Source organism: Cupriavidus necator N-1 (genome assembly GCF_000219215.1).
GTDB lineage: Bacteria > Pseudomonadota > Gammaproteobacteria > Burkholderiales > Burkholderiaceae > Cupriavidus > Cupriavidus necator.
This window is the reverse complement of the sequence record NC_015723.1, coordinates 350,167-373,347: the sequence shown is the minus strand read 5'-3', so window position 1 is coordinate 373,347 and position 23,181 is coordinate 350,167. Positions and strand designations below refer to the sequence as shown.

Sequence of the window (23,181 nt, the reverse complement as noted above, 5' to 3'; positions counted from 1 at the left end):
GCGGCGCCGGATCAACGCAAGCCATCTGCCGGGGACGGCGAACCGGCCAGCTCATCGGACCCGCCTGCTATCTCCGATCCCCGTGCCGTCTCACCGGGCCGCCGCCCGTAGCGCCGCCATGAACTGCAACATGGCCTCCGACGGCAGCTCATTCTTGCGGGTGACAATGCCGTAGCTCGACATGGCGCGCCGGATGGGCACCGGCACGTGTGACAGCATGCGTTCCGCGACGAAGCGCTCGACCACGGCGCGCGGCTGCAGCGAAAGCATATCCGTCGCCTGCAGCAGTTCCAGCGTGGAAAAGATTGACGGTGTTTCCACCATGCCGACCAGGCCCTGGATGCCTGCTGCCGCAATGGTTTCATCGAACAGTTGCCGGATGGCGGTGAGCTGCGGGTAAAGGATCCACGGCCATGCGCCGATGTCGGCAATTTCCAGCCTGGGCCTGTCCAGCAAGGGATGTCCCGGCCGGCAGACGACCCATACCGGCTCTGGCGACAGTGCCTCGAAATCGAAGATCGCCTGGTGCCGTGGCTCGGTCAGGCGCCCGACCATGATGTCCAGCTTCCGGTCTTCCAGCCAGACGGCGAGCTGGTCACTGCTCTGCTCGATCAGCTTGACGACCAGCCGCGGGCGCTGCTGCAGGATCTCGCGGATCGCCGTGGTCACCACCTGCGCGGCCGACGCCGAAATCGCGCCAACCGTGAGGTGGCCGTGCCCGCCGGCCCGCAGCGCTTCCAGTTCGCTCACAAACTTGCCGAGTTCGGCCAGCGCCGTCGATGCGTAGCGCAGCGCGAACTCGCCCAATTCGGTCGGGCGCATATCCCTTGGCAAGCGATCGAACAACCTGGCCTGCAGAGTGTCTTCAATGTCGCTCAGTATCTTCGTGGCAGCCGGCTGGGTGATATGCAGCTGCTCGGCCGCGATGCGCAGGTTGCGGCTGCGTCCCAGCACATCCAGCAGCTGCAGGTGCCGGAAGCGCAGCTTGGCTAGCACGGCGGAAGGGGCGGAAGCAGTTTGTCTGGCCATGAAGGGGGGTAAACCCGGCTGAATCAATAACTAAACGGAATCGATTCTACCCAATAATCGATTGGATGTTTATCGGACTGCCACGTAGAGTTCCACCCAACGCTGCGGTGGTCGCGGCGCTCATGACAACAACATCAGTGGAGACAATCGATGGCATTGCCGCTCACGCTCAGCGCTACGCAAACGCTTCCTGCCGACGGGCTGGCGGGGACGCTGGTCGGCCGCGCATGGATCCCGGCCGGTGACGGCGTTCCGGCCGGCCCGGCTGTCGTGGTCTTGCGGCCGGATGGTGTATTCGACATTTCCGATGTCGCCCCGACCATGAGCACCCTGCTCGAACAGGACGACCCGCTCACGGTGGTGCACAATGCGCCCGGGCGCTGGATCGGCAAGCTGGACGACCTGCTGGCCAACACGGCCGATCCGCACGGCAGCAACGGCGTGGCCCGCCTGCTGGCGCCATGCGACCTGCAGGTGATCAAGGCGGCAGGCGTGACCTTTGCCGGCAGCCTGGTCGAGCGTGTCATCGAAGAGCAGACCAAGGGCGACCCGCAAGGCGCCGCCGAGGTCCGCAACCGGATCCAGGCGCTGGTGGGCGAGCGCCTGTCCCGGATCCGGCCGGGTTCCCGCGAGGCGGGCGAACTCAAGGCCTTGCTGATCGAGCATGGCATGTGGTCGCAATACCTTGAGGTGGGCATCGGCCCGGACGCCGAGATCTTCACCAAGGCACCGCTGCTTTCCGCGCTTGGCACCGGTACGGAAATCGGACTGCATCCCGGCTCGGCATGGAACAATCCGGAACCCGAGATCGTGCTGGCCATCAACAGCCGCGGTGATGTGCTCGGCGCCACGCTGGGTAATGACGTCAACCTGCGCGACTTCGAGGGCCGCAGTGCGTTGCTGCTGGGCAAGGCCAAGGACAATAACGGCTCCTGCGCGATCGGTCCGTTCCTGCGCCTGTTCGACCAGAGTTTCTCGCTCGACGACGTGCGGCGGGCGACGGTGGATCTGCGTGTCGATGGCCTGGACGGCTTCGTGTTGTCCGGCACCAGCTCGATGGACCAGATCACGCGCGACCCGCTGGAGCTGGCCGAGCAGGCAATGGGGGCGACCCACCAGTATCCCGATGGCGCCATGCTGTTCCTCGGCACGCTGTTCGCGCCGGTGGAAGACCGCGACACCGCGGGCGGCGGCTTCACCCACAAGGGTGGTGATCTTGTCACCATCTCCAGCCGCCAGCTCGGCAGCCTGGTCAACCGCGTGGGCCGCAGCGACCGTATCGCTCCGTGGACGTTCGGCGTACGCGCCCTGATGGCCAACCTGGCCGCACGTGGCCACACCACTTTCTGAACGGCGATTTCTGAACGGGCGCCACGGCGCCCCGCCCTGAACACCGCAGCAACCCTCGCGCAAGCAAAAGACGGGGATGCCGCAATCCATGACATGAGGCCGCGACGCGCGGCTTCGTACCGGAGACAAACCCATGCAGACTCAAGCTGCCAACCGCGATCCGCTCGCAAGCGCGGTAAGCAAGGCCCGCCTGCGCCTCGCGCCTTTCCTTGCACTGATGTTCGCGCTGTCAATGCTCGACCGCTCCAACGTCGGCTTCGTCAAGCAAGCCCTGATGGTCGATTCCAATATCGGCAACGCGGCCTATGCGCTTGGCGCCGGCATTTTCTTCATCGGCTATGCCGTCTTCGAAATCCCCAGCAACCTGATCCTGCACCGGGTCGGCGCCAGGGTCTGGCTCAGCCGCATCATGGTCACCTGGGGGCTGGCCTCGGCGGCCATGATGTTCGCGCATGACGAGACCTCGTTCTACGTGCTGCGCTTTATCCTTGGCGTCGCCGAAGCGGGCTTCTCGCCGGGCGTGATCCTGTACTCGACCTACTGGTTCCCGGCCAGCCAGCGCGGCAAGGCGCTCGGCGTCTACTACTTCGGCTTGCCGGTGGCACTGGTGCTGGGCGGGCCGGTCTCGGGGCTGCTGCTCGATGTGATGGGTGGCCAGCTGGGCCTGCGCAACTGGCAATGGATGTTCATCATCGAAGGCCTGGCGGCGTCGGTGGTGGGCGTGATCGCCTTCTTCTACCTAGTCAGCAAGCCGCGCGATGCCAAGTGGCTGAACGCCGACGAGAAGACTTCGCTCGAAGCCGCTATCACCGCGGAAGACAACCAGAAGACCGCGCATGGCCCGGCAACCGCACTGAGCGCGCTGGGCAACTGGCAAGTGCTGCGTTTCGTCGCCATCTACTTCGCCATCCAGGTCAGCGTCTACGGCGTCATCTTCTACCTGCCGACGCGTATTTCCGAGCTGACCGGCACGGCGATTGGTGCCAAGGTCGGCCTGCTCACCGCGATTCCGTGGCTGTGCGCGCTGGTTTCCCTGCGCCTGATCACCGGCATCGCGGATGCCAGGGGCAAGCAACGGGAATTCGCCATGGCCATGCTCGCGATGGCGGCCACCGGCATCGCACTGTCGACGCTGGGGCACGAACTGGTGCCCGTGCTGATGGCGTTCTGCCTGGCTACCGTCGGCTTTGTCGTGGTCCAGCCGCTGTTCTGGACGCTGCCCACCGCGTACCTGAGTGGCACCGCTGCGGCCAGCGGCATCGCCCTGATCGGGGCGCTGGGCAATCTCGGTGGCTTTATCGCGCCGACGCTGAAGACCGCGGTCGAATCCGCATTCCATAGCCAGCAAGCGGGCATGCTGGCCCTGGCCATCGCAGGCGTGGTCGGCGTGCTGCTGCTGATGAGCATCGGCGCACGGGCCCGCCGCGCTTCGACGTTGCGGCTTGGTTCCTCCGAGGCGGCCTGACCGCGTCCCGTATTCCCTGTATCCAAACACCTGACATGACCATCCTCGGACTTCACTACATCGGCGGCGAACGCCGTGCCGCCGGCACCCCGCTGTACAGCATTGACGCCGTGACCGGCGAGCGATACCCGGTCAGCTTCCACGAAGCCACCGGAGCCGAAGTTGCAGCAGCCGCGCTGGCCGCGCACCAGGCCTTCCCCGCATTCCGCGCCAGCAGCCCGGCCGAACGCGCCGCGCTGCTGGAAACCATCGCCGATGAAATCGATGCGCTGGACCAGGCGTTCATCGCGGCGGCCAGCCGCGAGACCGCCCTGCCGCCGGCGCGGCTGGAAGGCGAGCGCAAGCGCACCAGCAATCAGCTGCGCATGTTCGCGGCCACGGTACGGCGCGGTGACTTCCTCGATGTCCGCATCGACCGCGCGCAGCCTGCGCGCCAGCCGCTGCCGCGGCCCGACCTGCGGCAGTACCGCGTCGGCGTGGGTCCGGTGGCGGTCTTCGGCGCCGGCAATTTCCCACTCGCATTCTCGGTGGCCGGCGGCGACACGGCTTCGGCGCTGGCAGCGGGCTGCCCGGTGGTGGTGAAGGCGCATCCGGGCCACATGGTCACGTCTGCATACGTGGCCAATGCAATCGAACGCGCGATCGCGCGCAGCGGTGCGCCGGCGGGCGTCTTCAACATGGTGTTCGGCACCGCAGCCGCCGGCGCGGCACTGGTACGGGCGCCGCACATCAAGGCCGTAGGCTTTACCGGGTCACTGGCTGCGGGCCGGGCGTTGTTCGATCTGGCGCAATCGAGGCCGGATCCGATTCCGGTGTTTGCGGAGATGTCGAGCGTGAACCCGGTGTTCCTGATGCCCTCGGCACTGTCCGCTCGCGGCGCGCAGATTGCGCGCGAACTGGCAGCCTCGGTCACCTTCGGCTGCGGCCAGCTCTGCACCAACCCGGGGGTGGTGCTTGGCATCCGCTCACCGGCATTCGATGCGTTCCTCGCCGAACTCGGCACGGCACTGGCGCTGGCCGAGCCGCAGCCCATGCTGGGCGCCGGCATCCGGGACAATTTCCAGCGCGGGCTGGCCGGCTTGCGCGAAGTCCCCGGCGTGGAAGTTCTGGTGTCAAAGCAAGCGGACGGCCGCATCGGCGGGCATCTGCTGAAGGCCGATCGCAGCGTGCTGTTTGCGGAAAATCGTCCGCTGGAGGAGGAGGTATTCGGCCCGTCGACGGTGATCGTCGCGCTGGATTCCGAAGATGACTTCCTGGCCTTTGCCGAACGGATGCGCGGCCAGCTTACGGCCACGCTGATGGCCGATGACGGTGACCTCCATCACCACGCCGCGCTGATCGTGCTATTGGAAAGCAAGGTCGGCCGTTTGCTCTTCAACGGTTACCCGACCGGCGTGGAAGTCAGCGACGCCATCGTCCACGGCGGCCCCTACCCGGCTACCACCGATGCGCGCGGCACCTCCGTCGGCAGCGCTGCCATCGAGCGCTTCCTGCGCCCGGTGTGCTACCAGAACTATCCCGATTCCGTGCTCCCACCGGCCTTGCGCGACCGTAACCCGTGGCAGCTGCCGCGCCTGGTCGACGGCGTGCCGACACGCGCCGCGGTGCAAGGCGCGCACGATCTGGAGGCCGCAGCATGAGCGTCGTCCTGGAACAGGAAGCAGCAACCGCGGCCGAACTCGTCATACGGCTGCATCCGGATGACGATGTCGTCATCGCGCGTGCGCAACTGGTGGCAGGCGCGCGCCTCGGCGCAGGCCTGGTGGTGCGCGGCCTGGTGCCCGCAGGACACAAGCTGGCAGTGCGCGCACTCGAGGCCGGCGCGCCGGTGCGCCGCTACGGACAGGTCATCGGCTTCGCCACGCGCCCGGTCGCGCCAGGCGAGCACGTCCACACTCATAACCTGGCCATCGGCGCGTTCGAGCGCGACTACGCGTTTGGTACCGCGACGCGCCCTGCCGCCGTGGCGCCGCAGCGCGCGCAGTTCATGGGCATCGTCCGCGCCGATGGGCGGGTCGGCACGCGCAACTACATCGGCATCCTTACCTCCGTCAATTGCTCTGCCACCGCGGCACGCGCCATCGCCGAGCATTTCCGGCGCGAGCTCAATCCGCAGGCGCTGGCAGACTACCCGAACGTGGATGGCGTGGTGGCGCTGACGCACGGGCAAGGCTGCGCGGTGGATGGCGAAGGCGAAGGCCTGGCGCTGCTGCGACGCACGTTGGCGGGCTATGCGCGCCACCCCAACTTTGCCGCCGTGCTGATCGTCGGGCTGGGCTGCGAAACCAACCAGATCGACGGCCTGCTCGACAGCGAGGGACTGGCGCGCGGCGCCGCGCTGAAAACCATGACCATCCAGGCCACCGGCGGCACGGCCCGTACGGTGGCGGCAGGCATCGAGCAGATCAAGGCGATGCTGCCCGACGCCAACCGGGTGCGACGCGAGCCCGTCGATGCCAGCCACCTGGTGGTCGGACTGCAATGCGGCGGCTCCGACGGCTATTCCGGCATCAGCGCCAATCCCGCGCTCGGCGCAGCCGTCGACCGGCTGGTGGCGCACGGGGGTACCGCCATCCTGTCGGAGACGCCGGAGATCTATGGCGCCGAGCATTTGCTGACGCGCCGTGCCGTCTCGCCGGAAGTCGGGCACAAGCTGCTCGACCGCATCCGCTGGTGGGAAGCCTACTGCGCGCGCATGAACGCCAGCCTGGACAACAACCCGTCCGCCGGCAACAAGGCGGGCGGACTCACCACCATCCTGGAGAAATCGCTCGGTGCCGTGGCCAAGGGCGGCACCACCAACCTGGTCGACGTATACCGCTACGCAGAGCCGGTGGAGGCGGCTGGCCTGGTCTTCATGGACACCCCTGGCTACGATCCGGTCTCGGCGACCGGACAGGTGGCCGGCGGCGCCAACCTGATCTGCTTTACCACCGGGCGCGGCTCCGCCTATGGCTGTGCACCGTCCCCGTCCCTGAAGCTCGGCACCAATACCGCCTTGTGGCAGCGCCAGCAGGAGGATATCGACATCAACTGCGGCACCGTGATCGACGGCACGCAGACGATCGACGCGCTTGGGGAAGAGATTTTCCGCCTCATGCTGGCGGCAGCGTCGGGACAGCGCTCAAAGAGCGAATTGCACGGTTACGGCCAGAACGAGTTCGTTCCCTGGCAGCTTGGCGCGATCACCTGACGGGGCATCCGCGCGGCTGGCGTCATTCGCCACTGGCCTTTGCATTCGACCCCACGCTGAGCGTGCCTGTCATGGTCGGATGCAAGGTACAGGTGTACGGGAACACGCCGGTCTTCCTTGCCGTGTACGTCCACGACTTACCCGGGGCGATGGCCTTGGAATCAAAGCCGCCGCCCGACGCGGTCACGGTATGCGGAAACGGGTCCTTATTGACCCACACCACAACGTCACCGCGCCGTACGGCGAGTGTCCGCGGTACGTATGCAGTACCGTCCATCAGCACGGTATGGGTAGCCGGCCGGCCAAGCGCCGGCCAACTGGCACAACTCCCCGCCACCATAAGCAGCGGAATCCAGGCAGCAAGCCGATGCCGGCTCCCGGTGCGATCCACGCGCTCTGTCACTTCTTGCCCAGCGAACCCTGGATTTGCTTGGCATGCTCAAGATGCGCCACGAAGGCCGGACGAACCTTCACCAGCAACGCCTTCAGCTCTTCGTTCTTGGCGCCGGGAATCAACGTCTTGTCCATCGCGTCGATCACGGCCTGGTGATAAGTCACCTCATTGTCGATATAGGCGCTATCGAACTCCGCACCCTTGAGGCCTTTGAGCTTGCTGAGATTCTTGTCGCCATCCGACTTGAGGCTTGTGCTGGTCGGATTGCCCTCTGGCTTCACCTTCAGCTTCTTTACCAGGGCGGTGGCCGACTTGTTGACACCGGTGTGATCCGTGATCATCTGTTGCGCGAACGCCTTCACGTCCTTGCCAGATGCCTTCCTTTTTGCCAATTTCCCGGCGTCGATATCGACCTGATTTGCTGTGACCACGATCGAGGCGATCTGCGCGTCGTTGACAGCATCCTGGGCAAACGTCGTGCCTGCCGAAAACAATATGGCCGCAGCCAAGGCGAAATTTGCAAGTTTCATGGCGTCACATCCTATTGTTCGTGTCGAAATTGGCAATAAGGAGTATAGAAAACTCTGTCACGTTGTGAACTAATTGTGTCGCGATCGCCTGCCCGGCGGTTGACGTCACGCCGCCCGCCTTGGCGCACGCGATTCCCGGTGGCCCCGCACAACCACCACTAACGGGCACCGGCCCGCTGCGTCGTCCATCGGCGATACCGCCGCGTCTGGCACGAAGTGGACAGCTGCTGCAACACTAGCGCCCTGACGGGCGAGACGCGTGGGTCCGTGACACGTCCCTCACTGAGCCGTTTGAGCTGGAACTTGACGACGGCCATTTTGGCCAGGGAGCCCAGCGTCTTGTTCTTCCAGGTGATCGATCGCAGCGCGGGCGCATTGTTCTTTCCTGCATGCCAGTTGCGCGGCAGGTTCGGGTCGATGGACAGCGCTGTGGCGATGCCCGCCATGGCGATGCCACTGTCGATCACCTGTTCGGCCACGGCGCGGCGGCGGATGCCTCCGGTGACCATCAAGGGCATGCGCGCGACGGACGCGATGTCGCGCGCAAACTCCAGGAAGTAGGCTTCCCGGGCCAGCGTGCGGCCATCACGGGCTTGCCCCTGCATTGCCGGCGCCTCATAGCTTCCGCCCGACAGCTCGATCAGGTCGACGTTGAGCGGGTTGAGCATCTCGACCACCCGCCTCGCGTCATCGGCGCTGAAGCCGCCGCGCTGGAAGTCGGCCGAATTCAGCTTGACCGAGACCGCGAACCGGGGCGATACCGCGCTTCGTACGGACCGGACGATGCCGAGCAGCAGGCGCGCACGGTTCTCGATACTGCCGCCCCACTGGTCCTGCCGCTTGTTGGCGATCGGTGACAGGAACTGGCTCAACAGGTAGCCATGGGCCGCATGAATCTGCACCCCGGTAAAGTCGCTTCGTTCCGCCAGTTGGGCGGATCGTGTAAAGCGCTGCTGTACGTCGGCGATGTCCCGGCCGGTCATTTCCCTGGGCACGGGAAACTGCTTGGACAGCGCCCCGAGGTCCAGCGGAACGGCCGACGGCGCCAAGGTGGTCTGGCCGAGTGCCGCAGGCATCTGGCGCCCGGGGTGGTTGATCTGCATCCAGACATGGGCGCCGCCGGCCCGTGCGGTGCGGGCCCAACGCCGGAAGCGGTCCAGGTGGGTGTCGTCTTCCAGGACCACACCGTTGGGCCCGGTCATAGCACGGTGATCCACCATGACGTTGCCGGTCAGGATCAGGCCTGCCATGCCGTTGGCCCAGGCGTCGTACAAGCGCAGCAGCGCATCCGATGGGGCGTGGTCCGCATCCGCCATATTCTCTTCCATGGCCGCTTTTGCGAGACGGTTGGGAATCACAGCGCCGTTGGGCAGGGCAAGGGGTGTGAACAGCTTCATGGGAGGCATCCTGATTTGACCAGAGCCCGACTTTAAGCTTAAAGTCAACTTTAAGGTCAAGGCCTCTGGAGAATGCGGATGAAAATCGGAGAACTGGCTCGACTGAGTGGCATTGCCGCCTCACGCATCCGGTTTTATGAAGCGAGCGGCCTGCTCGAGCCCGCGCAGCGGCAAGCCAACGGCTATCGCGAATACGCGCCGGAAACGTTGACCAGGCTGGAGATCATCATGTGTGCGCAAGGCTCGGGCTTCTCCCTGGAAGAGATTCGAGCCATCCTGCCACCAGACCTGGACAAGTGGCCACATGACCAACTCCTCCAAGCCCTGCGGCGCAAGGTCGATGAGATCGAGTTGCTGGAGCAGCGTCTGGCGCAGAGCAAGCACCGCCTCGTCGCACTGATCGACGAGATCAACGGCACCAGGGAAGGCGAAGATTGCGAGGGCAAGGCCAGGCGGGTCCTGGAGCGAATGAATCAGGATGGCAACGGTGGTGCCCCGGCGGGTCTCCCAGGTCGTAGGACGAGGACGTCAAGAAAAGGAATTCCTCTGTAACGAGGCGTCAGGTTCGCCTATGCTGTCCAATGCGGCAGATGCAAAATCCGCACAGGTCCCATGGATCTGAAAACAAGAAGGGGGAAGTCCCCGGAACGGAAGGCGCCATCAGGATTGCGCTTTCCGTGCGCTTGCTTGGCCGAGTCACGGGGTGGTGACCCATCGCACACGAGGCATGTTGCCAGCTCGTGGGCGGGATACTCCGTTGACGACAACATGACAGACGCCTTCCTGTTTAGTAAGCCGTTCACGTTTCTCGCCTGCGCCGGCATGTCGGAAGTCAGGGAAGGGGTTGATGTACTGGAAGCCCTCCCCGGCCACTTGCTCTGGCTCGAGAACGAGGACTACATCCGCCGGGTCTACGTGCCCGATTTCCTGGAACAGAGCCGCGCTGCCCTTGAGGCGGTGATGCCGGGCGGGCCAGCGCAGATCGATGCCATGGCCGACGAGATCCGGCACAGCCCCCGCCTGATGCCGGATCTGCAGCGGCTCTCTCCGGAGATCGCCGCTGCCGCCCACTCGTACTGCTATTGGCGCTACAGCGCAGACGTGGTCGGGCGCGCGCAGGGCATTCCGCGCAGCGCCATCGAGCGCCAGTTCGACCGGGCGGCGCGACCTCGGGACGGCGCGCACAAGCTGCAATGGATCTGCCCGTGCTGCGACGGACCGGCGCACTATCAGGTCGACGGGCTGCTCGCCTCGCAGCGGCCGGCACGGCAGGGCGGCTTCTCAATCGAATGCGCACACTGCGGACACCAGGAACGGCTGTACGCCGGTTTCCTGCATGCGGGCCGCCTGGAATGCCGCTGCGCGCATTGCACGGGTTTTATCAAGACGCTGGCCGGCCAGCTGGCCAGGCCCGCGCGCAGGCTGTGCGCGGCGCTGGAGGACTATGCATGGATGCATGCTGTGGATACCGCGGCAGAAATCCGCGAACTCTGGGAAGCGTCATTGCAGATGCTGGCAAGCGGAGCCAGGCCGTCCGACAACACGATGGCATTCGCCCTGGCCATCCAGTCAGACGAGGCGCGCCCCATCCCGGACATTCTCAGCCAGATCGACCCGACGCTCGAAGGCCGGCTCGACAAGAATCCAAGGGCCTGGGTACTGCTGTGCGAGCTGCTGCGCGAAGGCGTGCTGGACGCCGACTGCGCGATCTATGACCATGACGGCCGCCAGCACGTGGCGCTTGAGCTTGCCCTGCTAGAAGACGACCAGGCAGCCGACAGCGCCACTGCGCAAGACAGCCTGGCTACCTTGCTGAAGGGCTACCAGCCACCGGAGCGCGATGCCTTCATCAACTGGCTGAAGGCGCTGAAGCGCTTGCGGCTTTGCACCGCCAGGTTCAATGCCGCCGTGGACGTTGCCTGGAAGCCCAACCTGGAGCATTGCCGCATCCTGACCGCGCGATGGTCTGACGGCCAGCCAGCGCCCGCCGCGCAGGCCAGCGCCGCATGGCTGCCGGCCGCGCCGCGCCCGCGCCGCCCGGAACGGCCGGTGTACCTGGACGCGGAGCTGGAGGCGGTGCAGTTGCTGAAGTCGCTGGGCTATATCGTCCTCAGTCCGGAGGAGATTCGCTCGCAACGAGATCCCATCGAGGATATGTTGTGAAGCGGCAAGCGCAGTCCCAGGGTGTGGGGAATCTTGTCCGCACTCCGATCATCTGCGAAACGTAGTTCGACTGCCTGAACCGCGAATGTGTGTGGTTGCCAACCCTCGCCTCCTGCCGGCGCCGCACCCAGCCTTGGCGGCAGAAAACGTGCTTGCTAGACTGCCTTACGCATGCCTGGGCGGGCCTGCAGCAGCACAGCGTCCACCCGCCATGGGCCGCGCAAACAGGCAGGGAGAAGCCAATGAGCAACGACAACAAGCCTGGCGGCACATTGACGCGACGCGATTTCCTCCTGACTGCCGGGGTTGGCACCATGGCATTGGGTCTTGGCGCAGGCGCGGATGCCAAGGATGCCCCTGCCGGGGCAAGCGACGCGGCCCAGGCCGCCGGGAGCCCGGCATCGGGACCGTACAACATCCTGTTTATCCTTGTTGACCAGGAACGCTACTTCCGACCTGGCGAGTTGCCCAAGGGCTATGGCCTGCCTGCACATGAACGCTTGATGAAGCGCGGTACGACCTTTTTGACATCCTTATATGAACACCGCCCGGATGCCAAGGTAAATTGAAGGGCTTTGGCTTGTAGGTATGGGTTGCTGTCTTATATCCGACCTTGCTGCAGGAACGTGCCTGCGGGCCTTGATGGAATCAGCCGGGAACGTCCCCATCTCCCACGACGGGCTGTAAGCCGCTTGGATGTCATCGGGTTTGCGTTCCCGCGGTCCGACCTAGTTTGCCATCACACCTTATCTCCTTACCCTGTGCAACCCTGAAGGTATTCGTTTGTGCCCTGCTGTGGTCGTGCTTTCGCTACGCAGGCCGTGCGCTGACATAGCCGGGTTCATAGACGCGGCGATGGGCAAGCAATGCCCAGGCGGTGCGCGCCATCTTGTTGGCTAGCGCGACGATGGCAACATTGGTCGGGCGCCTGACCAGCAGGGCCTCAGCCCAGCACGGGCGCCGCTTCGAGCGGGTCAGCACGATGCGTGCGCCATGGATCAGCAGTTTGCGCAAATAGGGATCGCCACGTTTGCTGATATGGCCGAGGTGAACCTTGCCGCCGGTGCCACTCTGGGTTGGTACCAGGCCCAGGCTGGCCGCGAAGGCTCTGCCTGAGCGGTAAGCCTGGGGAGATCCCATGGTGGCTACCAGGGCCGTGGCGGTGATCGGGCCAATTCCCGGAATCGCATCCACACATTGGGCGGCAGGCTCGGTTTTTAGCCATGCAGCGATCTCTTGCTCGGCCGCGAGGATTTCAGCGTCCAACTGCCTGAGTCGCTGTAACTGGCGCGACAACAGTCGCCACAAGGGAGCCGGGATGGTTTGCTCGATCTCGCTCAGTCGGGTGACAAACTGCGCCATGGCAGCCTTGCGACCAAGCACGAAGTGCAGGCCGTATTCGCCCAGCAAGCCGCGAATCTGATTCACTTGCCGCGTGCGGCTGTCGACTAGTTCCGAGCGAATTCGGTGCAATCCAAGTAAGGCTTGCTGTGCCTCAGTCTTTACCGGTATCGGTCGCATCCCAGGTTGCTGCGCGGCTGTCCAGATCGCGCGCGCGTCGGCCGCATCGGTCTTGTTGGTCCGCACGAACGGTCGCACGTACTTTGGGTGGGAGGTGTCAGGAATTCTGTGTGCTGAGGTCGGTTAAATAAATCTCAGCGTAGGGCGTTGGTGAAGCGGTCACCGAAGAGAATGGCGAACTGGTTGGCCGCTTGTTTCCAGGTGATGGGCGGCATCTTCCAATCTTTCTCGATGTTGCGCAAGGCCAGGTACAGCAGCTTGCTGGCGGCTTCGTCGCTGGGGAAGTGGCCCCGGTTCTTGACGATCTTGCGCAGCTGCATGTGCATGCTCTCGATGGCGTTAGTGGTGTAGATGATTCTGCGCACTTCCGGCGGATAGGCGAAGAACGGGATGACCTGCTCCCATTGCCGCCGCCACATGTCGGCCACCGTCGGGAATTTGCGGCCCCAGTCGCTGCCGGCAAAGGCATCCAGCGCAGTGGCAGCGGCATCGGCCGTGGCAGCCTGGTAAATCGGCTTGAGTGCGGCCGCCAGGCCCTTGCAATCCTTCCAGCTCGCCAGGTTGAGCGAGTTGCGGATCAGGTGGACGATGCAGGTCTGGATTTGCGCGGCCGGGTAGACGGCCTCGATGGCCTGGGGGAAGCCGCGCAGGCCATCGACCACGGCGATCAGGATGTCCTCCAGGCCGCGGTTCTTCAGTTCGTTGAAGACCTTGAGCCAGAACTTGGCGCCTTCGGTCTGCTCGATCCACAGGCCGAGGACTTCCTTGCGCCCATCGGCGCGGATGCCCAGCGCGAGGTACACCGCCTTGTTCCTGACGGTGCCTTCGTCGCGGATCTTCAGGCGCAGCGCGTCGAAGTAGACAATGGGGTACATCGCCTCCAGCGGGCGCTGCTGCCATTGTTCGACCTCGGCCAGCACTTCGTCGGTGATGGTGGAAATCAGGTCAGGCGAGACCTGCAGCCCATACAGTTCCTGCAAATGGCCCTGAATCTCACGCACGCTCATCCCGCGTGCATACATGCTGATTACGTGGTCGTCGAAGCCGGACAGCCGGCGTTGCAGACTCACCTTGAAACTTTGGCCCGGTAGTGGTTACGCGGACAAGCTGGCGAAGTACCGGGACTACGTGTCGCAGCGCATGAAGTTCTGGGCGGTGCTGCTGTTCTGTATCGCGGTTCCGTCGGAAATTCCCGGTTATCTGTTCGGCTCCATGCATTACCCCTTCCGCAAATTCCTGGCCGCGATGGCGATTGCCGAAGCGGGCTATGCATTTGGTATCGTCGTCGCCGGGGAAAGCCTGGCAATCGATCGGCCCTTACCTTTTCTTATCGCCGTCGGCATCCTGGCGGTCGTCGCGGTGCTGGCGGGCCTGGTGCTGCGTGCGGTCAGGAAGCACAAGTCGGGCGGCCTGCAGCGGCGCTGAACGGGGCCGCCAGGGGTCTGCGGGAGACCACTTTCGCCCCATGGCCGGTCAACCGACGTTTGTGCCGAATCGGTCATGCAAGTCCGTTCCCAACGCTGCTGGAACCGCCGATTACTAGCGTAAGATAAATTCTCAAGCGTGCATTTCCGGGGCTCGCTCTCTCCAGGAGAAGACATGCGACTAGCTGACTTCATCTTGCGGGATACAGGCCGCATTGTGGCGGCGTGGGAGGAGTTTGCGACCACCCTGCTGCCAGCCGCAAGAAACATGGACTCCCTCGCGCTGCGTGACCACGCACCGCAGATCTTGCAAGCCGTGGCGAAGGATTTGTTGACCCCGCAAACGAGGGAAGCTCAACGCGAAAAATCCATGGGACAGGCTCCCAAGCTACTCGGTGCGCCGGAGACCGCTGCACAAACGCACGCCCTCCTGCGGGCGCGCGGTGGCTTCAACATCAATCAACTGGTCGCTGAGTACCTGGCGCTGCGCGCCAGCGTGCTGCGTTTGTGGATTGACGAATGTCAGCCGGCCGCCCCTTATCTGGACGACGTGATGCGGTTCAACGAGGCTATCGATCAGGCAGTCGCGGAATCCGTGGCATTTTTCCATTCGCAGGTAGAGCAGGCTCGCGACCTGTTGCTCGGCATGGTTGGGCACGATATGCGCAGCCCACTGCAGACCATCCAGACGACCGCCTCATATCTGGCGGCGCTGAACGCTGGGGAGAAGGTATCGGAAGCTGCAGCCCGACTGATTCGAAGTGGTTCCCGCATGAATTCTCTTCTGGATGATCTGTGCGATTTCAACCGAACGAAACTCGGCTTGGGCATCAACATCACGCCTTACGACGTCGATCTGGCTGAATTGGTCGCCGATACCGTGGACCAGTTGCGTGCAGCTCATCCGACCCGCCGCATCGAGCTTGAGGTGAAGGGCAACGTGCAGGGTATTTGGGACGGCCTGCGCCTGCAGCAACTGCTTTCCAATCTGGTGCTTAACGCGATAAGGTACGGCGCGCCGGACGAGCCGGTCTGCGTTGCAGTCACCGGCCATGACGCGGAAGTCAGTCTCGAGGTCAGGAACAGTGGTCCCGCCATTGACCCGCTGTCGCTGGAGCGCCTTTTTGATCCGTTGAGGAGAGGCCCGGATCAGGAGAACAAAAATGCGGACGGCCTCGGACTCGGGCTGTACATAGTGAGCGAGATTACCAAGGCCCATCAGGGATCGATCGAGGCGCGCTCCGACCAGACAGGGACCACGTTTGACGTGCGTCTGCCGCGTCGCACGTAACGGGCGCGGGCAGCCTGTTCTCTATTGCCGACAGCTGGATTGACCGCATCACCAACTCCCGTTCACCGCCTCACCCCCTGCTTTCCCGCCTGAAGCGCGTCGGCGCATGCCCGGTCCAGCGCTGGAACGCCCGCCGAAACGCTTCCTCGCTGGCAAAGCCAAGCTGCTCCGCGATTCTTCCTACCGACCAGTTGGTCGTGCACAGGCATTGTTCCGCGTACTCTTGCAGGCTGTGTTCGCGCAGTACCCGGTAGCTGCTGCCGTCGGCAGCGAGACGGCGGCGCAGGGTCGGCTCGCTCACATCAAAGCGCATGGCCAGCTCAGCCAGCGTCGGCAGCCGCGCGCCATGCACCAGCGCTGCGTGCAGGATGCCGTGCACCTGCTGGCTCACTGATACGACCTCGACCGGCGCGCCGATCAGGCGGTAAGGAAAATCTTCCAGGAAGGCGTCGAGCTCCGCGGCCTGGCGCACGACCGGCCGGTCGAGCAAGGCCTCATCGAATTCGAAGCCGTAGGTCTGGGCGCCAGACGTCACCGCGGCATGGAACAAGCCCAGGAAAGGCATGGCGTCCTCGCGCCGGGGATGCGCCAGGTAGACGTGGGTCGGGCGCAGCGGCTGGCCGACCAGCCAGCCGAACAGCAGCATATAGAAGAAGAGCCCGGTCAGGTCCACCAGGCAAGCCGCGGAGGAGTTCGCACGCCGCAGCGAATCCATGCGGAACACCGCCTGCCCTGCGCTTTGCCCGAGGCTGAGCGCCCCGGCGCGCGGATACAGCATCGCGCAGAAGTCGGCCGCGCAGCGGATCGCCTCCCTCAGCGTCTGGCTGCTCAATACGCAACGGCACAACAAGTCCACTTCCTGCTTGCGCATCGGGGGGTGGCCGTTGCCTTTGGCGACCAGGGCTTCCAGCCGCTCGATCGCGGCGCGATAGAGCGCGGTGAACCGGGCCGCCGGCGCATGCCCGGATGCGCCGGCGGCAGGTGGAACCTCGACGCCCTGCCGCTTCAGTTCGTCCAGCAGGCGCTGCACCATGCCGTGCGGAACAGGTACGGGATTCCCCGGTATGTGGGCATTCATGGTCGCTGGTTCTGATTGCTTCGGTAGCGATGGTTGATCGTTCGGGTGGGGACTCGGTGCGGCCTGGCCTCCCATAATCATCCCGGCACTTCCACCCGCGCGACAGCTTGCGCACGGCCTGGGCGATGGAGGTTGCCATGCCCTGAACACCATGCCTATACGGGACAACCCATGACCGCGCTTCCCTCCCGCAAACCCCCGGCTCCGGCATCGCAGCCCTGCTGCCCTGCCTGCGCCGCTTGAGACACACCATGATCCACATCCTCGATGAAATCGTGCTCGCGCCCGGGCACCTGCCCACTGTGCTGAGCCTGCTGGAAAGCCAGTACCTGCCCGGCAGCGCCGCCAGGGGCCTGGCGCTGCTGCAGCGCTGCGTGTCGCCGCCCGTGGCGCTGGAAGATGCACCCAATACGTTGTGGCTGCTGTGGCAAGTGGCGGATGCGCCGGCTTACTACGCCATGCGCGCCAGCATCGATGCCCCGGTGCTCGCCTTCTGGTCGACAGTCGACACGCTGTGTGAAGCGCGCCGCCGCCATGTGATGGCCGATGCGACAGCTACGCTGCCCCAGCGCAAGGAGCATTGCGATGCGGCTTGAGACAGCACAGGTGCGATTGCTCGCCGGCTTCTGCTCCGGGACGTGCACACAGGAGCAAGCCCTGCTTGCCCGCATTGAAACGCTGCCGGGCCTGAGCCATGTGGCGATTGGCAGGAACCTGGCGGGAAGCTGGGGCGCTGGCGACTACACGCTCGACCTTCTATTCGACCCGACTGCATCCGGCTCGCCCGGTCACGACATCGGCCTGGTTGCCGCGCTGGACGGCATGGCAGAGGTGGATAGCGTCGCCTATCGCCCGATCTCGGACGGACTGCGCGCCCCTCCACTGTGCCACGGGATCTGGCGCACGCTGATGTTCCGGCTCCGGCCTGAAGCGCCGGACTGGCAGGTCCGCGCACTTGAGCAAGACCTGCTGCGGATGCCCGAGTACATGCCCGGCATCCTCAACTGGCGGCTTGCCCGCGTCCTGTCGCCCGGCACCTGGACCCATGTCTGGCAGCAGGAGTTCGCCAGCGCAGACGACCTGCTGGGCGAATACCTGATGCACCCCTTTCATTGGGGCCATGTCGACCGATGGTTCGACCCCGAGTTTCCCGAATGGACAGTCCAGGCGATCTCCCATGCCTTCTGCCCGCTCGCGACAAGCCTGATTGCCAACCACAACCGCACCGAGGAATACGCGCCATGACCGCACACAGAAAACTGACAGGAAAGATTGCGCTGGTAACCGGCGCCAGCCGCGGCATCGGTCGTGCCATCGCGCAGCGCTTCGCGGCGGAGGGCGCGCTGGTGGTTGCCACGGCACGGCGCGCAGGCGAGTCCGAAGACGAACCTGGCACGCTGGCTGAGACGGTTGGCCAGATCCGGCGGCAAGGGGGCAGTGCCATCGCGCTGGCGGCGGATCTCGAGGATCCCGCGCAACGCGACGACCTGGTGGCGCAGGCGGCAAGTGCTGCGGGCGGTCTCGACATCCTGGTCAACAATGCCGGCATGGCGGAATACAGCCGCATCGAATCGATGCCGCTGGAAATCTTCGACAGGACGGTCAAGCACTACCTGCGCATCCCCTTCGTGCTCAGCCGTGCAGCGATCCCGCTGATGCGCACGCGCGGCGCGGGGTGGATCCTGAACCTGGGCTCCGTCACCGCCCTGTCGCCTGCTCGCCCATATCAGGACTTTGACCGGGCTGGCGGGGTCACGGCCTACGCCGCGGTCAAGGCCGCCATCAACCGGTTCACCGAGGGCCTGGCAGCGGAACTGGAGGCCGACAATATCGCGGTCAATTCCGTAGCGCCGAGCACGGCGATCCGCACGCCAGGCAGCGAGCGCTATATCCCGGACGGCTATCCCACCGAGCCAGTGGAGTACCTGGTGGAAACGGCGCTTGCACTCTGCAGCGTGCCGGCCCGGCTGCGCACCGGCCACATCGCCCATAGCCTGCACTTCCCCCTGGCGCACGGGCTGAACGTCCGTACGCTTGATGGCCAGGGCATGCTGCCGCCGCCCGTGATTCCGTCCTGGGCACATCCTGGTTTGAACCACGAACTGTCCGCAAGGTGAGGCCATGGAGAAGAGCATGCGCGCTGTCGTCATTGATCGTACCGGCGGGCCCGACGTACTCAGGCTTGGAGACCTCCCGAGGCCGGAACCCGCTGCCGGCGAAGTCCTGGTCCGCGTGGCCTGTGCCGGCGTGAATCCCGCTGACTGGAAATGCCGCGAAGGCTATCTGAGCCACTTCATGCAGTACAGCTTCCCGTTCGTGATCGGCTTCGATGCCAGCGGCGTCGTGGCAGCGGTGGGAAGCGGCGTCAAGGACTTTGTCCCGGGACAACGCGTGTTCGCGCAGACCGCGGTCGGCGCAGGCAAGTGGGGTTCCTATGCCGAGTACGTTGCGGTCAGCCAGGATTGCGTGGTGCCGATTCCCGACAACCTGGGATTTGCCGAAGCCGCGGCCGTCCCCACCCCGGCGCTGGCCGCCTGGACGGGACTCTTCGACGAAGGCGGACTCAAGCCAGGCCAGACGGTGCTAGTCCATGGCGGTGCCGGCGCGGTCGGCACGTTTGCCGTGCAACTGGCAAAGGCGGCCGGGGCAACCGTCGCAGCCACCTGCAGCGCGGCACGCCGCGACGAACTAATGGCGCTCGGGTGCGACCTGGCAATCGACTACCGGGGCGACGACATCGCTGCCGCCATGCGGGCATGGGCGCCGGCTGGCGTCGACCTGGTATTGGACGCGGTTGGCTGCGGCACCCTGCCGAACGGCATGGACCTGCTCAGGCCCGGCGGCATCCTTGTCGCCATCCTGACGCTGGTCAGTGGCGACAACGGCCCGGATCCTGCCGCAGCCGCGCAGCGCGGCGTCCGCACCGCCGTGGCGTTCAGCAAGATGCCCAGCGGCGCGCGGCTGCGCGAGATCGCAGCGCTGCTCGGCAGCGGGCGCCTGCGACCGCCCCGCATCGAATGCCTGCCACTGGAGCAGGCCGGGCGCGCACTCGATCTGGTCCAGTCGGGCAAGGCGGCAAGCAAGCTGGTGCTGCGTATCGCCGAGCCAGCCAATGCTGGCGCATGACCATGACACCATCGAACGGAGTAAAGACAATGAAGAGCAAAGCTCTCCTGCTATGCACGCTTGCCGGTGCGGTGCTAGCCGTTTCACAGATCAACGCACCTTCCCTGGCCGCGATGACGCCTGACGAAGTCAAGCGCCTAGACGGTCCCCTCACGCCCATGGGCGCGGAACGGTCTGCCAACAAGGATGGCAGCATCCCCGCGTGGAGCGGCAAGTGGCAGGCCACGCCCGCAGGCCTGGCGTTCCGGCCGGGCGATGCATATCCCGACCCCTACGCGTCGGAACAACCGCTGGCAACGATCACGGCCCAGAACCTGGAGCAGTACCGTGCCCGCCTGAGCGACGGGCAGCTCGCCATGTTCAGGCTGTACCCGGCAACCTTCAAGATGGCGATCTATCCCAGCCATCGCGACTTTCGCTATGGCGATGCCGTCTACAAGGCGATCCAGCACCACGCCCCCGGCACGCAGCTGACGAGCGACGCGAACGGCCTCAAGGACTATCCGCCCACCGCGCCTTTTCCCGTTCCCAAGAATGGCCTGGAGCTGATGTGGAACCTTCGCTTCTCTTCCGCCATTGCCGAAGAGGCCGCCGTCTATGACCAGGCAGTCGTGTATCGCGACGGCAAGATCGCGTGGGGCAAGTGGAAATACGACATCTGGTCGCCGGTCAACGGCACCGCATTCGAAAAAGGCTCGCCCCTGATCAACCGGACTTTCGCCCGCGTTGAAACCGAACTGCCCTTACGCGAACGCGGCAATATCATCGTCTCCCACAATTTCTGGGATCGCGAAGGTTCGGATACGGCCAGGACCTGGCAATACAATCCCGGCACGCGCCGGGTCCGGCAGGCACCCGAGTTCGGCTTCGACCAGCCGCTCGGTCCGGGCGGCTTCCGCACCGTGGACGACGATCGCCTGTTCAATGGCTCAGGTGAGCGCTACGACTGGAAGATTGTCGGCAAGCGGGAGATCTATATCCCCTACCACAACTACAAGCTGGCCGATCCCGCCGTCAAGTACGCCGAGCTGCTGGGCGCCAACCACGCGGCCCCCGACCTTGTCCGCTACGAACTGCACCGCGTCTGGGTGCTCGAAGCCAAATTGAAGCCAGGCTTCCGGCATCAATACGCGAAGCGCGTGCTGTACCTGGACGAGGACACCTGGATGGCCGTGCTTGCCGACAACTACGATGCCCGCGGCCAGTTGTGGCGGACCAATCTGCAATCGTCGCTTTTCGCCTACGATGCACGGCGCTATTACCCGGCGGTGGCGTTCTATCACGACCTCACCGCTGGCGCCTATCTGGCGGACCGGCTGACCAATGAAGGCAAGCCGGTACGCCTGAACAGCAGTCCGCAGTTCAGTGAAGCGTATTTCTCGCCCGATTCGATCCGGGGGGCGGGGCATTGACTCTCGCACCCATGCAGGCATCCGGATGACTGAGGGAGGATGCCTGCTGTTGGGGCTTGTGGTCGTGCATTGATTCCATCCCTGGATGTTCCCCATGCATAAGTGCTGGAGCTCGACTGCTCCAGTGGCTTGCGCAAGCGCTTGCCTCAGCGCGAGCTCGATTATCGCGTTCATGGGCGACGAGGCGGAAACCAGCGGCGTGACCCCTGCCCGAAGTCGCAGTACTCCCCTAAGCCCCGCCGTTACGGCGTGCCGCCCGACACATCGACCCGATACACCCGCCCGCTCGTCGTCGACGTGCCCGGATCGGCCAGCACGTACAGCGCCTGCCCGTCATCCACGCCAAAGGAGAACACACTGCCTGGGACAGTGACCTTCCAGTCGACCTGTTCGACGACAACGCCGTCGCGATACATGAAGCTCAGCAGCTTGCCCGTGCAAAGGTCGGTATAGAAGTACCGCCCCTGCAGCGCCGGACTGGCACTGCCCCGGTACACATAGCCGCCGACGATGGCACAAGCGCCCGCGTCATGGCCGTATTCGAAGACCGGCATAGTCAGCCCGGTCTTGTCGCACCCGGCCGCACCCACGCAGGCGGTGCCCTCGGTCCGGTTCCAGCCGTAGTTCAGGCCCGCGCTGGTGGCCGGCGCCACGTCGACTTCCTCGCGCTGGTCCTCGCCGACATCGGCGATATACAACAAGCCGGCGTCGAACGAGAACCGCCACGGGTTGCGCAGGCCGAGAGCCCAGATTTCGCCGCGGCTGCCGGACTGGCCGACGAACGGATTGCCGGCAGGCAAGCCGTAGCCGGACGCGCCGCTGACGTCGATGCGCAGCATCTTGCCGAGCAGCGTTCCCGGGTTCTGGGCGTTGCCCGAAGGATCGCCACTGCCGCCGCCGTCGCCCGTGCCGATATAGAGCATGCCCTCCGGGCCGAACGCGAGCTGGCCGCCGTTGTGGTTGGAGAAAGTGCCGTGCGGGATCGACAGCAGCACGGTGCCGGATGCATTGGCGATATCCGGATTCGCGGCCGACACGCTGTAGCGGGCGATGGTGATGGCGCCATTGGCGTCGGTGTAATAGACGTAGAAGCGGCCGTTGGTCCCATAGTTGGGATCGAACGCCATCGACAGCAGCCCGCGCTCGCCGTCGGTCGTCGTCAGCGCTGCGATATCGAGAAACGGTGTAGCGACCAATGTGCCGTTGCGCACGATCCGGATGCGGCCGGCCCGCTCGACCACGAACAGGCGCGAATCGCCGTGGGGCGCGGTCAGGAAGATAGGCGCTGATAACCCGCCGGCAACCTGCGTCAGCGACAACTGCACGGTTTCCGGCGAGCCGTAGGCCACGCTTGCCGAAGCACGGCCGCCCGCGGTCACCGCCACGGTCTGCGAAGGCGGCTGGGGCTTGAGGAGCGTGCTGCCCGTCAGCACGCTGGCGGCACTGATGGTGTAGCTGCCAGCAGCCAGGTTGGACAGCGTAGTCGACTGGGTCACGGTCTGGCGGAATTGGCCAGGCCCCGATACCGTGATGGCCGCCGACGTCCCGGACGGCAGGCCGGAGATGGAGAGCGTCAGCGTGCCGGTGCCGGTGCCCGTGGCGCTGTCACTACCCCCGCCGTCCCCGCCCCCTCCGCAGGCCGCGAGACCCAGGCAGCAGGCGATGAAGAATCGGCAAAGCGAATATCGAAGTGCTTCGGACATGGCGCGCTCCTGTCACGGCTCAGGCACAGCCTGCCATGCAAGAACCGGTCCACGGCCCTGGCACAAGTCCGGCCGGGCTTCCAGCGGCAGGCGCGCCTCGCCTTT

General features: G+C 65.0%; 20 protein-coding genes and 2 pseudogenes. 14 read left to right on the top strand and 8 right to left on the bottom strand.

The window, feature by feature from the left end; genetic code table 11:
• Nucleotides 1-90 precede the first annotated feature (90 nt).
• The gene (locus tag CNE_RS19800; RefSeq protein ID WP_013952049.1) at nucleotides 91-1,029 is read right to left on the bottom strand and encodes a LysR substrate-binding domain-containing protein; all 939 of its coding nucleotides are present in this window, start codon (nucleotides 1,027-1,029) and stop codon (nucleotides 91-93) included.
• A gap of 150 nt (nucleotides 1,030-1,179) precedes the next feature.
• On the opposite strand from CNE_RS19800, the gene CNE_RS19795 reads away from it, so the two are divergent.
• From CNE_RS19795 to CNE_RS19780, 4 genes are all read left to right on the top strand, one after another.
• Nucleotides 1,180-2,379: a fumarylacetoacetate hydrolase family protein gene (locus CNE_RS19795; protein ID WP_013952048.1), complete on the top strand. Its 1,200-nt coding sequence runs from the start codon at nucleotides 1,180-1,182 to the stop codon at nucleotides 2,377-2,379.
• A 133-nt stretch (nucleotides 2,380-2,512) separates the two neighbouring features.
• Nucleotides 2,513-3,844: an MFS transporter gene (locus tag CNE_RS19790; RefSeq protein ID WP_013952047.1), complete on the top strand. Its 1,332-nt coding sequence runs from the start codon at nucleotides 2,513-2,515 to the stop codon at nucleotides 3,842-3,844.
• Between the two features lie 35 nt (nucleotides 3,845-3,879).
• Complete coding sequence (locus CNE_RS19785; RefSeq protein ID WP_013952046.1) at nucleotides 3,880-5,484, top strand: aldehyde dehydrogenase (NADP(+)); 1,605 nt, start codon at nucleotides 3,880-3,882, stop codon at nucleotides 5,482-5,484.
• Nucleotides 5,481-7,037: a UxaA family hydrolase gene (locus CNE_RS19780; RefSeq protein WP_013952045.1), complete on the top strand. Its 1,557-nt coding sequence runs from the start codon at nucleotides 5,481-5,483 to the stop codon at nucleotides 7,035-7,037. Before CNE_RS19785 ends, CNE_RS19780 begins: the two co-directional genes overlap by 4 nt.
• 22 nt (nucleotides 7,038-7,059) lie before the next feature.
• Here the strand turns inward: CNE_RS19780 and CNE_RS39320 are convergent, their stop codons facing one another.
• The 3 genes from CNE_RS39320 to CNE_RS19770 all read right to left on the bottom strand — a co-directional run bounded on the left by CNE_RS39320 (nucleotide 7,060) and on the right by CNE_RS19770 (nucleotide 9,358).
• Nucleotides 7,060-7,314, bottom strand: a complete 255-nt coding sequence (locus CNE_RS39320) for a plastocyanin/azurin family copper-binding protein (protein ID WP_238553113.1) — start codon at nucleotides 7,312-7,314, stop codon at nucleotides 7,060-7,062.
• 122 nt (nucleotides 7,315-7,436) lie between these two features.
• Nucleotides 7,437-7,961, bottom strand: a complete 525-nt coding sequence (locus CNE_RS19775) for a DUF4142 domain-containing protein (protein ID WP_013952043.1) — start codon at nucleotides 7,959-7,961, stop codon at nucleotides 7,437-7,439.
• A gap of 158 nt (nucleotides 7,962-8,119) precedes the next feature.
• The gene (locus CNE_RS19770; RefSeq protein WP_013952042.1) at nucleotides 8,120-9,358 is read right to left on the bottom strand and encodes an NADH:flavin oxidoreductase/NADH oxidase family protein; all 1,239 of its coding nucleotides are present in this window, start codon (nucleotides 9,356-9,358) and stop codon (nucleotides 8,120-8,122) included.
• Nucleotides 9,359-9,436: 78 nt separating this feature from the next.
• Between CNE_RS19770 and CNE_RS19765 the strand changes: the two genes are divergently transcribed.
• From CNE_RS19765 to CNE_RS19755, 3 genes are all read left to right on the top strand, one after another.
• The gene (locus tag CNE_RS19765; RefSeq protein ID WP_013952041.1) at nucleotides 9,437-9,910 is read left to right on the top strand and encodes a MerR family transcriptional regulator; all 474 of its coding nucleotides are present in this window, start codon (nucleotides 9,437-9,439) and stop codon (nucleotides 9,908-9,910) included.
• 216 nt (nucleotides 9,911-10,126) lie between these two features.
• Nucleotides 10,127-11,521 carry a hypothetical protein gene (locus CNE_RS19760; RefSeq protein ID WP_041228529.1) on the top strand — a complete coding sequence of 465 codons (1,395 nt, stop codon included), beginning with the start codon at nucleotides 10,127-10,129 and terminating at the stop codon, nucleotides 11,519-11,521.
• Between the two features lie 242 nt (nucleotides 11,522-11,763).
• Entirely contained in the window at nucleotides 11,764-12,090 is a 327-nt protein-coding gene (locus CNE_RS19755) for a hypothetical protein (RefSeq protein ID WP_013952039.1), read from the top strand.
• Nucleotides 12,091-12,331: 241 nt separating this feature from the next.
• Here CNE_RS19755 and CNE_RS19750 read toward each other — a convergent pair.
• Together CNE_RS19750 and CNE_RS19745 are read right to left on the bottom strand one after the other, a co-directional pair.
• Nucleotides 12,332-13,144 (bottom strand): annotated as a pseudogene (locus CNE_RS19750) (IS110 family RNA-guided transposase); the annotation flags it as partial.
• Nucleotides 13,145-13,176: 32 nt separating this feature from the next.
• Nucleotides 13,177-14,103 (bottom strand): annotated as a pseudogene (locus tag CNE_RS19745) (IS256 family transposase); the annotation flags it as partial.
• Nucleotides 14,104-14,113: 10 nt separating this feature from the next.
• Between CNE_RS19745 and CNE_RS19740 the strand changes: the two are divergent.
• Together CNE_RS19740 and CNE_RS19735 are read left to right on the top strand one after the other, a co-directional pair.
• Nucleotides 14,114-14,467, top strand: coding sequence for a hypothetical protein (locus CNE_RS19740; RefSeq protein WP_228772622.1), 354 nt, complete (start codon nucleotides 14,114-14,116; stop codon nucleotides 14,465-14,467).
• Between the two features lie 174 nt (nucleotides 14,468-14,641).
• The gene (locus tag CNE_RS19735) at nucleotides 14,642-15,757 is read left to right on the top strand and encodes a sensor histidine kinase (protein ID WP_013952035.1); all 1,116 of its coding nucleotides are present in this window, start codon (nucleotides 14,642-14,644) and stop codon (nucleotides 15,755-15,757) included.
• 70 nt (nucleotides 15,758-15,827) lie between these two features.
• Here the strand turns inward: CNE_RS19735 and CNE_RS19730 are convergent, their stop codons facing one another.
• Nucleotides 15,828-16,835 (bottom strand): AraC family transcriptional regulator, encoded by a 1,008-nt coding sequence (locus CNE_RS19730; RefSeq protein WP_228772621.1) that lies wholly within the window; start codon nucleotides 16,833-16,835, stop codon nucleotides 15,828-15,830.
• 251 nt (nucleotides 16,836-17,086) lie between these two features.
• Between CNE_RS19730 and CNE_RS19725 the strand changes: the two genes are divergently transcribed.
• Genes CNE_RS19725 through CNE_RS19705 form a run of 5 tightly spaced genes read left to right on the top strand, consistent with a single transcriptional unit; the run spans nucleotide 17,087 to nucleotide 21,373 of the window.
• The gene (locus tag CNE_RS19725; protein ID WP_013952033.1) at nucleotides 17,087-17,431 is read left to right on the top strand and encodes a hypothetical protein; all 345 of its coding nucleotides are present in this window, start codon (nucleotides 17,087-17,089) and stop codon (nucleotides 17,429-17,431) included.
• Nucleotides 17,421-18,080 (top strand): Dabb family protein, encoded by a 660-nt coding sequence (locus tag CNE_RS19720; protein ID WP_013952032.1) that lies wholly within the window; start codon nucleotides 17,421-17,423, stop codon nucleotides 18,078-18,080. The genes CNE_RS19725 and CNE_RS19720 overlap by 11 nt, the downstream gene beginning before the upstream one ends.
• Nucleotides 18,077-18,952: an SDR family NAD(P)-dependent oxidoreductase gene (locus CNE_RS19715; protein ID WP_013952031.1), complete on the top strand. Its 876-nt coding sequence runs from the start codon at nucleotides 18,077-18,079 to the stop codon at nucleotides 18,950-18,952. The genes CNE_RS19720 and CNE_RS19715 overlap by 4 nt, the downstream gene beginning before the upstream one ends.
• 16 nt (nucleotides 18,953-18,968) lie before the next feature.
• Nucleotides 18,969-19,961: an NADP-dependent oxidoreductase gene (locus CNE_RS19710; RefSeq protein WP_041228527.1), complete on the top strand. Its 993-nt coding sequence runs from the start codon at nucleotides 18,969-18,971 to the stop codon at nucleotides 19,959-19,961.
• 29 nt (nucleotides 19,962-19,990) lie between these two features.
• Nucleotides 19,991-21,373 (top strand): DUF1329 domain-containing protein, encoded by a 1,383-nt coding sequence (locus tag CNE_RS19705; protein ID WP_013952029.1) that lies wholly within the window; start codon nucleotides 19,991-19,993, stop codon nucleotides 21,371-21,373.
• Between the two features lie 242 nt (nucleotides 21,374-21,615).
• Here CNE_RS19705 and CNE_RS19700 read toward each other — a convergent pair whose 3' ends face one another.
• Nucleotides 21,616-23,076: a PQQ-dependent sugar dehydrogenase gene (locus CNE_RS19700; protein WP_013952028.1), complete on the bottom strand. Its 1,461-nt coding sequence runs from the start codon at nucleotides 23,074-23,076 to the stop codon at nucleotides 21,616-21,618.
• Between the last annotated feature and the right edge of the window lie 105 nt (nucleotides 23,077-23,181).

Excerpts from the sequence above, each read along its gene's own strand:
- CNE_RS19780 (WP_013952045.1), top strand. The coding sequence starts at position 5,481 with ATGAGCGTCGTCCTGGAACAGGAAGCAGCAACCGCGGCCGAACTCGTC.
- CNE_RS19800 (WP_013952049.1), bottom strand. The coding sequence starts at position 1,029 with ATGGCCAGACAAACTGCTTCCGCCCCTTCCGCCGTGCTAGCCAAGCTG.
- CNE_RS19725 (WP_013952033.1), top strand. The coding sequence starts at position 17,087 with ATGATCCACATCCTCGATGAAATCGTGCTCGCGCCCGGGCACCTGCCC.
- CNE_RS19760 (WP_041228529.1), top strand. The coding sequence starts at position 10,127 with ATGACAGACGCCTTCCTGTTTAGTAAGCCGTTCACGTTTCTCGCCTGC.
- CNE_RS19730 (WP_228772621.1), bottom strand. The coding sequence starts at position 16,835 with ATGAATGCCCACATACCGGGGAATCCCGTACCTGTTCCGCACGGCATG.
- CNE_RS19770 (WP_013952042.1), bottom strand. The coding sequence starts at position 9,358 with ATGAAGCTGTTCACACCCCTTGCCCTGCCCAACGGCGCTGTGATTCCC.
- CNE_RS19765 (WP_013952041.1), top strand. The coding sequence starts at position 9,437 with ATGAAAATCGGAGAACTGGCTCGACTGAGTGGCATTGCCGCCTCACGC.
- CNE_RS19795 (WP_013952048.1), top strand. The coding sequence starts at position 1,180 with ATGGCATTGCCGCTCACGCTCAGCGCTACGCAAACGCTTCCTGCCGAC.
- CNE_RS19710 (WP_041228527.1), top strand. The coding sequence starts at position 18,969 with ATGCGCGCTGTCGTCATTGATCGTACCGGCGGGCCCGACGTACTCAGG.
- CNE_RS19715 (WP_013952031.1), top strand. The coding sequence starts at position 18,077 with ATGACCGCACACAGAAAACTGACAGGAAAGATTGCGCTGGTAACCGGC.
- CNE_RS19735 (WP_013952035.1), top strand. The coding sequence starts at position 14,642 with ATGCGACTAGCTGACTTCATCTTGCGGGATACAGGCCGCATTGTGGCG.
- CNE_RS39320 (WP_238553113.1), bottom strand. The coding sequence starts at position 7,314 with ATGGACGGTACTGCATACGTACCGCGGACACTCGCCGTACGGCGCGGT.
- CNE_RS19705 (WP_013952029.1), top strand. The coding sequence starts at position 19,991 with ATGAAGAGCAAAGCTCTCCTGCTATGCACGCTTGCCGGTGCGGTGCTA.
- CNE_RS19755 (WP_013952039.1), top strand. The coding sequence starts at position 11,764 with ATGAGCAACGACAACAAGCCTGGCGGCACATTGACGCGACGCGATTTC.
- CNE_RS19775 (WP_013952043.1), bottom strand. The coding sequence starts at position 7,961 with ATGAAACTTGCAAATTTCGCCTTGGCTGCGGCCATATTGTTTTCGGCA.
- CNE_RS19720 (WP_013952032.1), top strand. The coding sequence starts at position 17,421 with ATGCGGCTTGAGACAGCACAGGTGCGATTGCTCGCCGGCTTCTGCTCC.
- CNE_RS19790 (WP_013952047.1), top strand. The coding sequence starts at position 2,513 with ATGCAGACTCAAGCTGCCAACCGCGATCCGCTCGCAAGCGCGGTAAGC.
- CNE_RS19700 (WP_013952028.1), bottom strand. The coding sequence starts at position 23,076 with ATGTCCGAAGCACTTCGATATTCGCTTTGCCGATTCTTCATCGCCTGC.
- CNE_RS19785 (WP_013952046.1), top strand. The coding sequence starts at position 3,880 with ATGACCATCCTCGGACTTCACTACATCGGCGGCGAACGCCGTGCCGCC.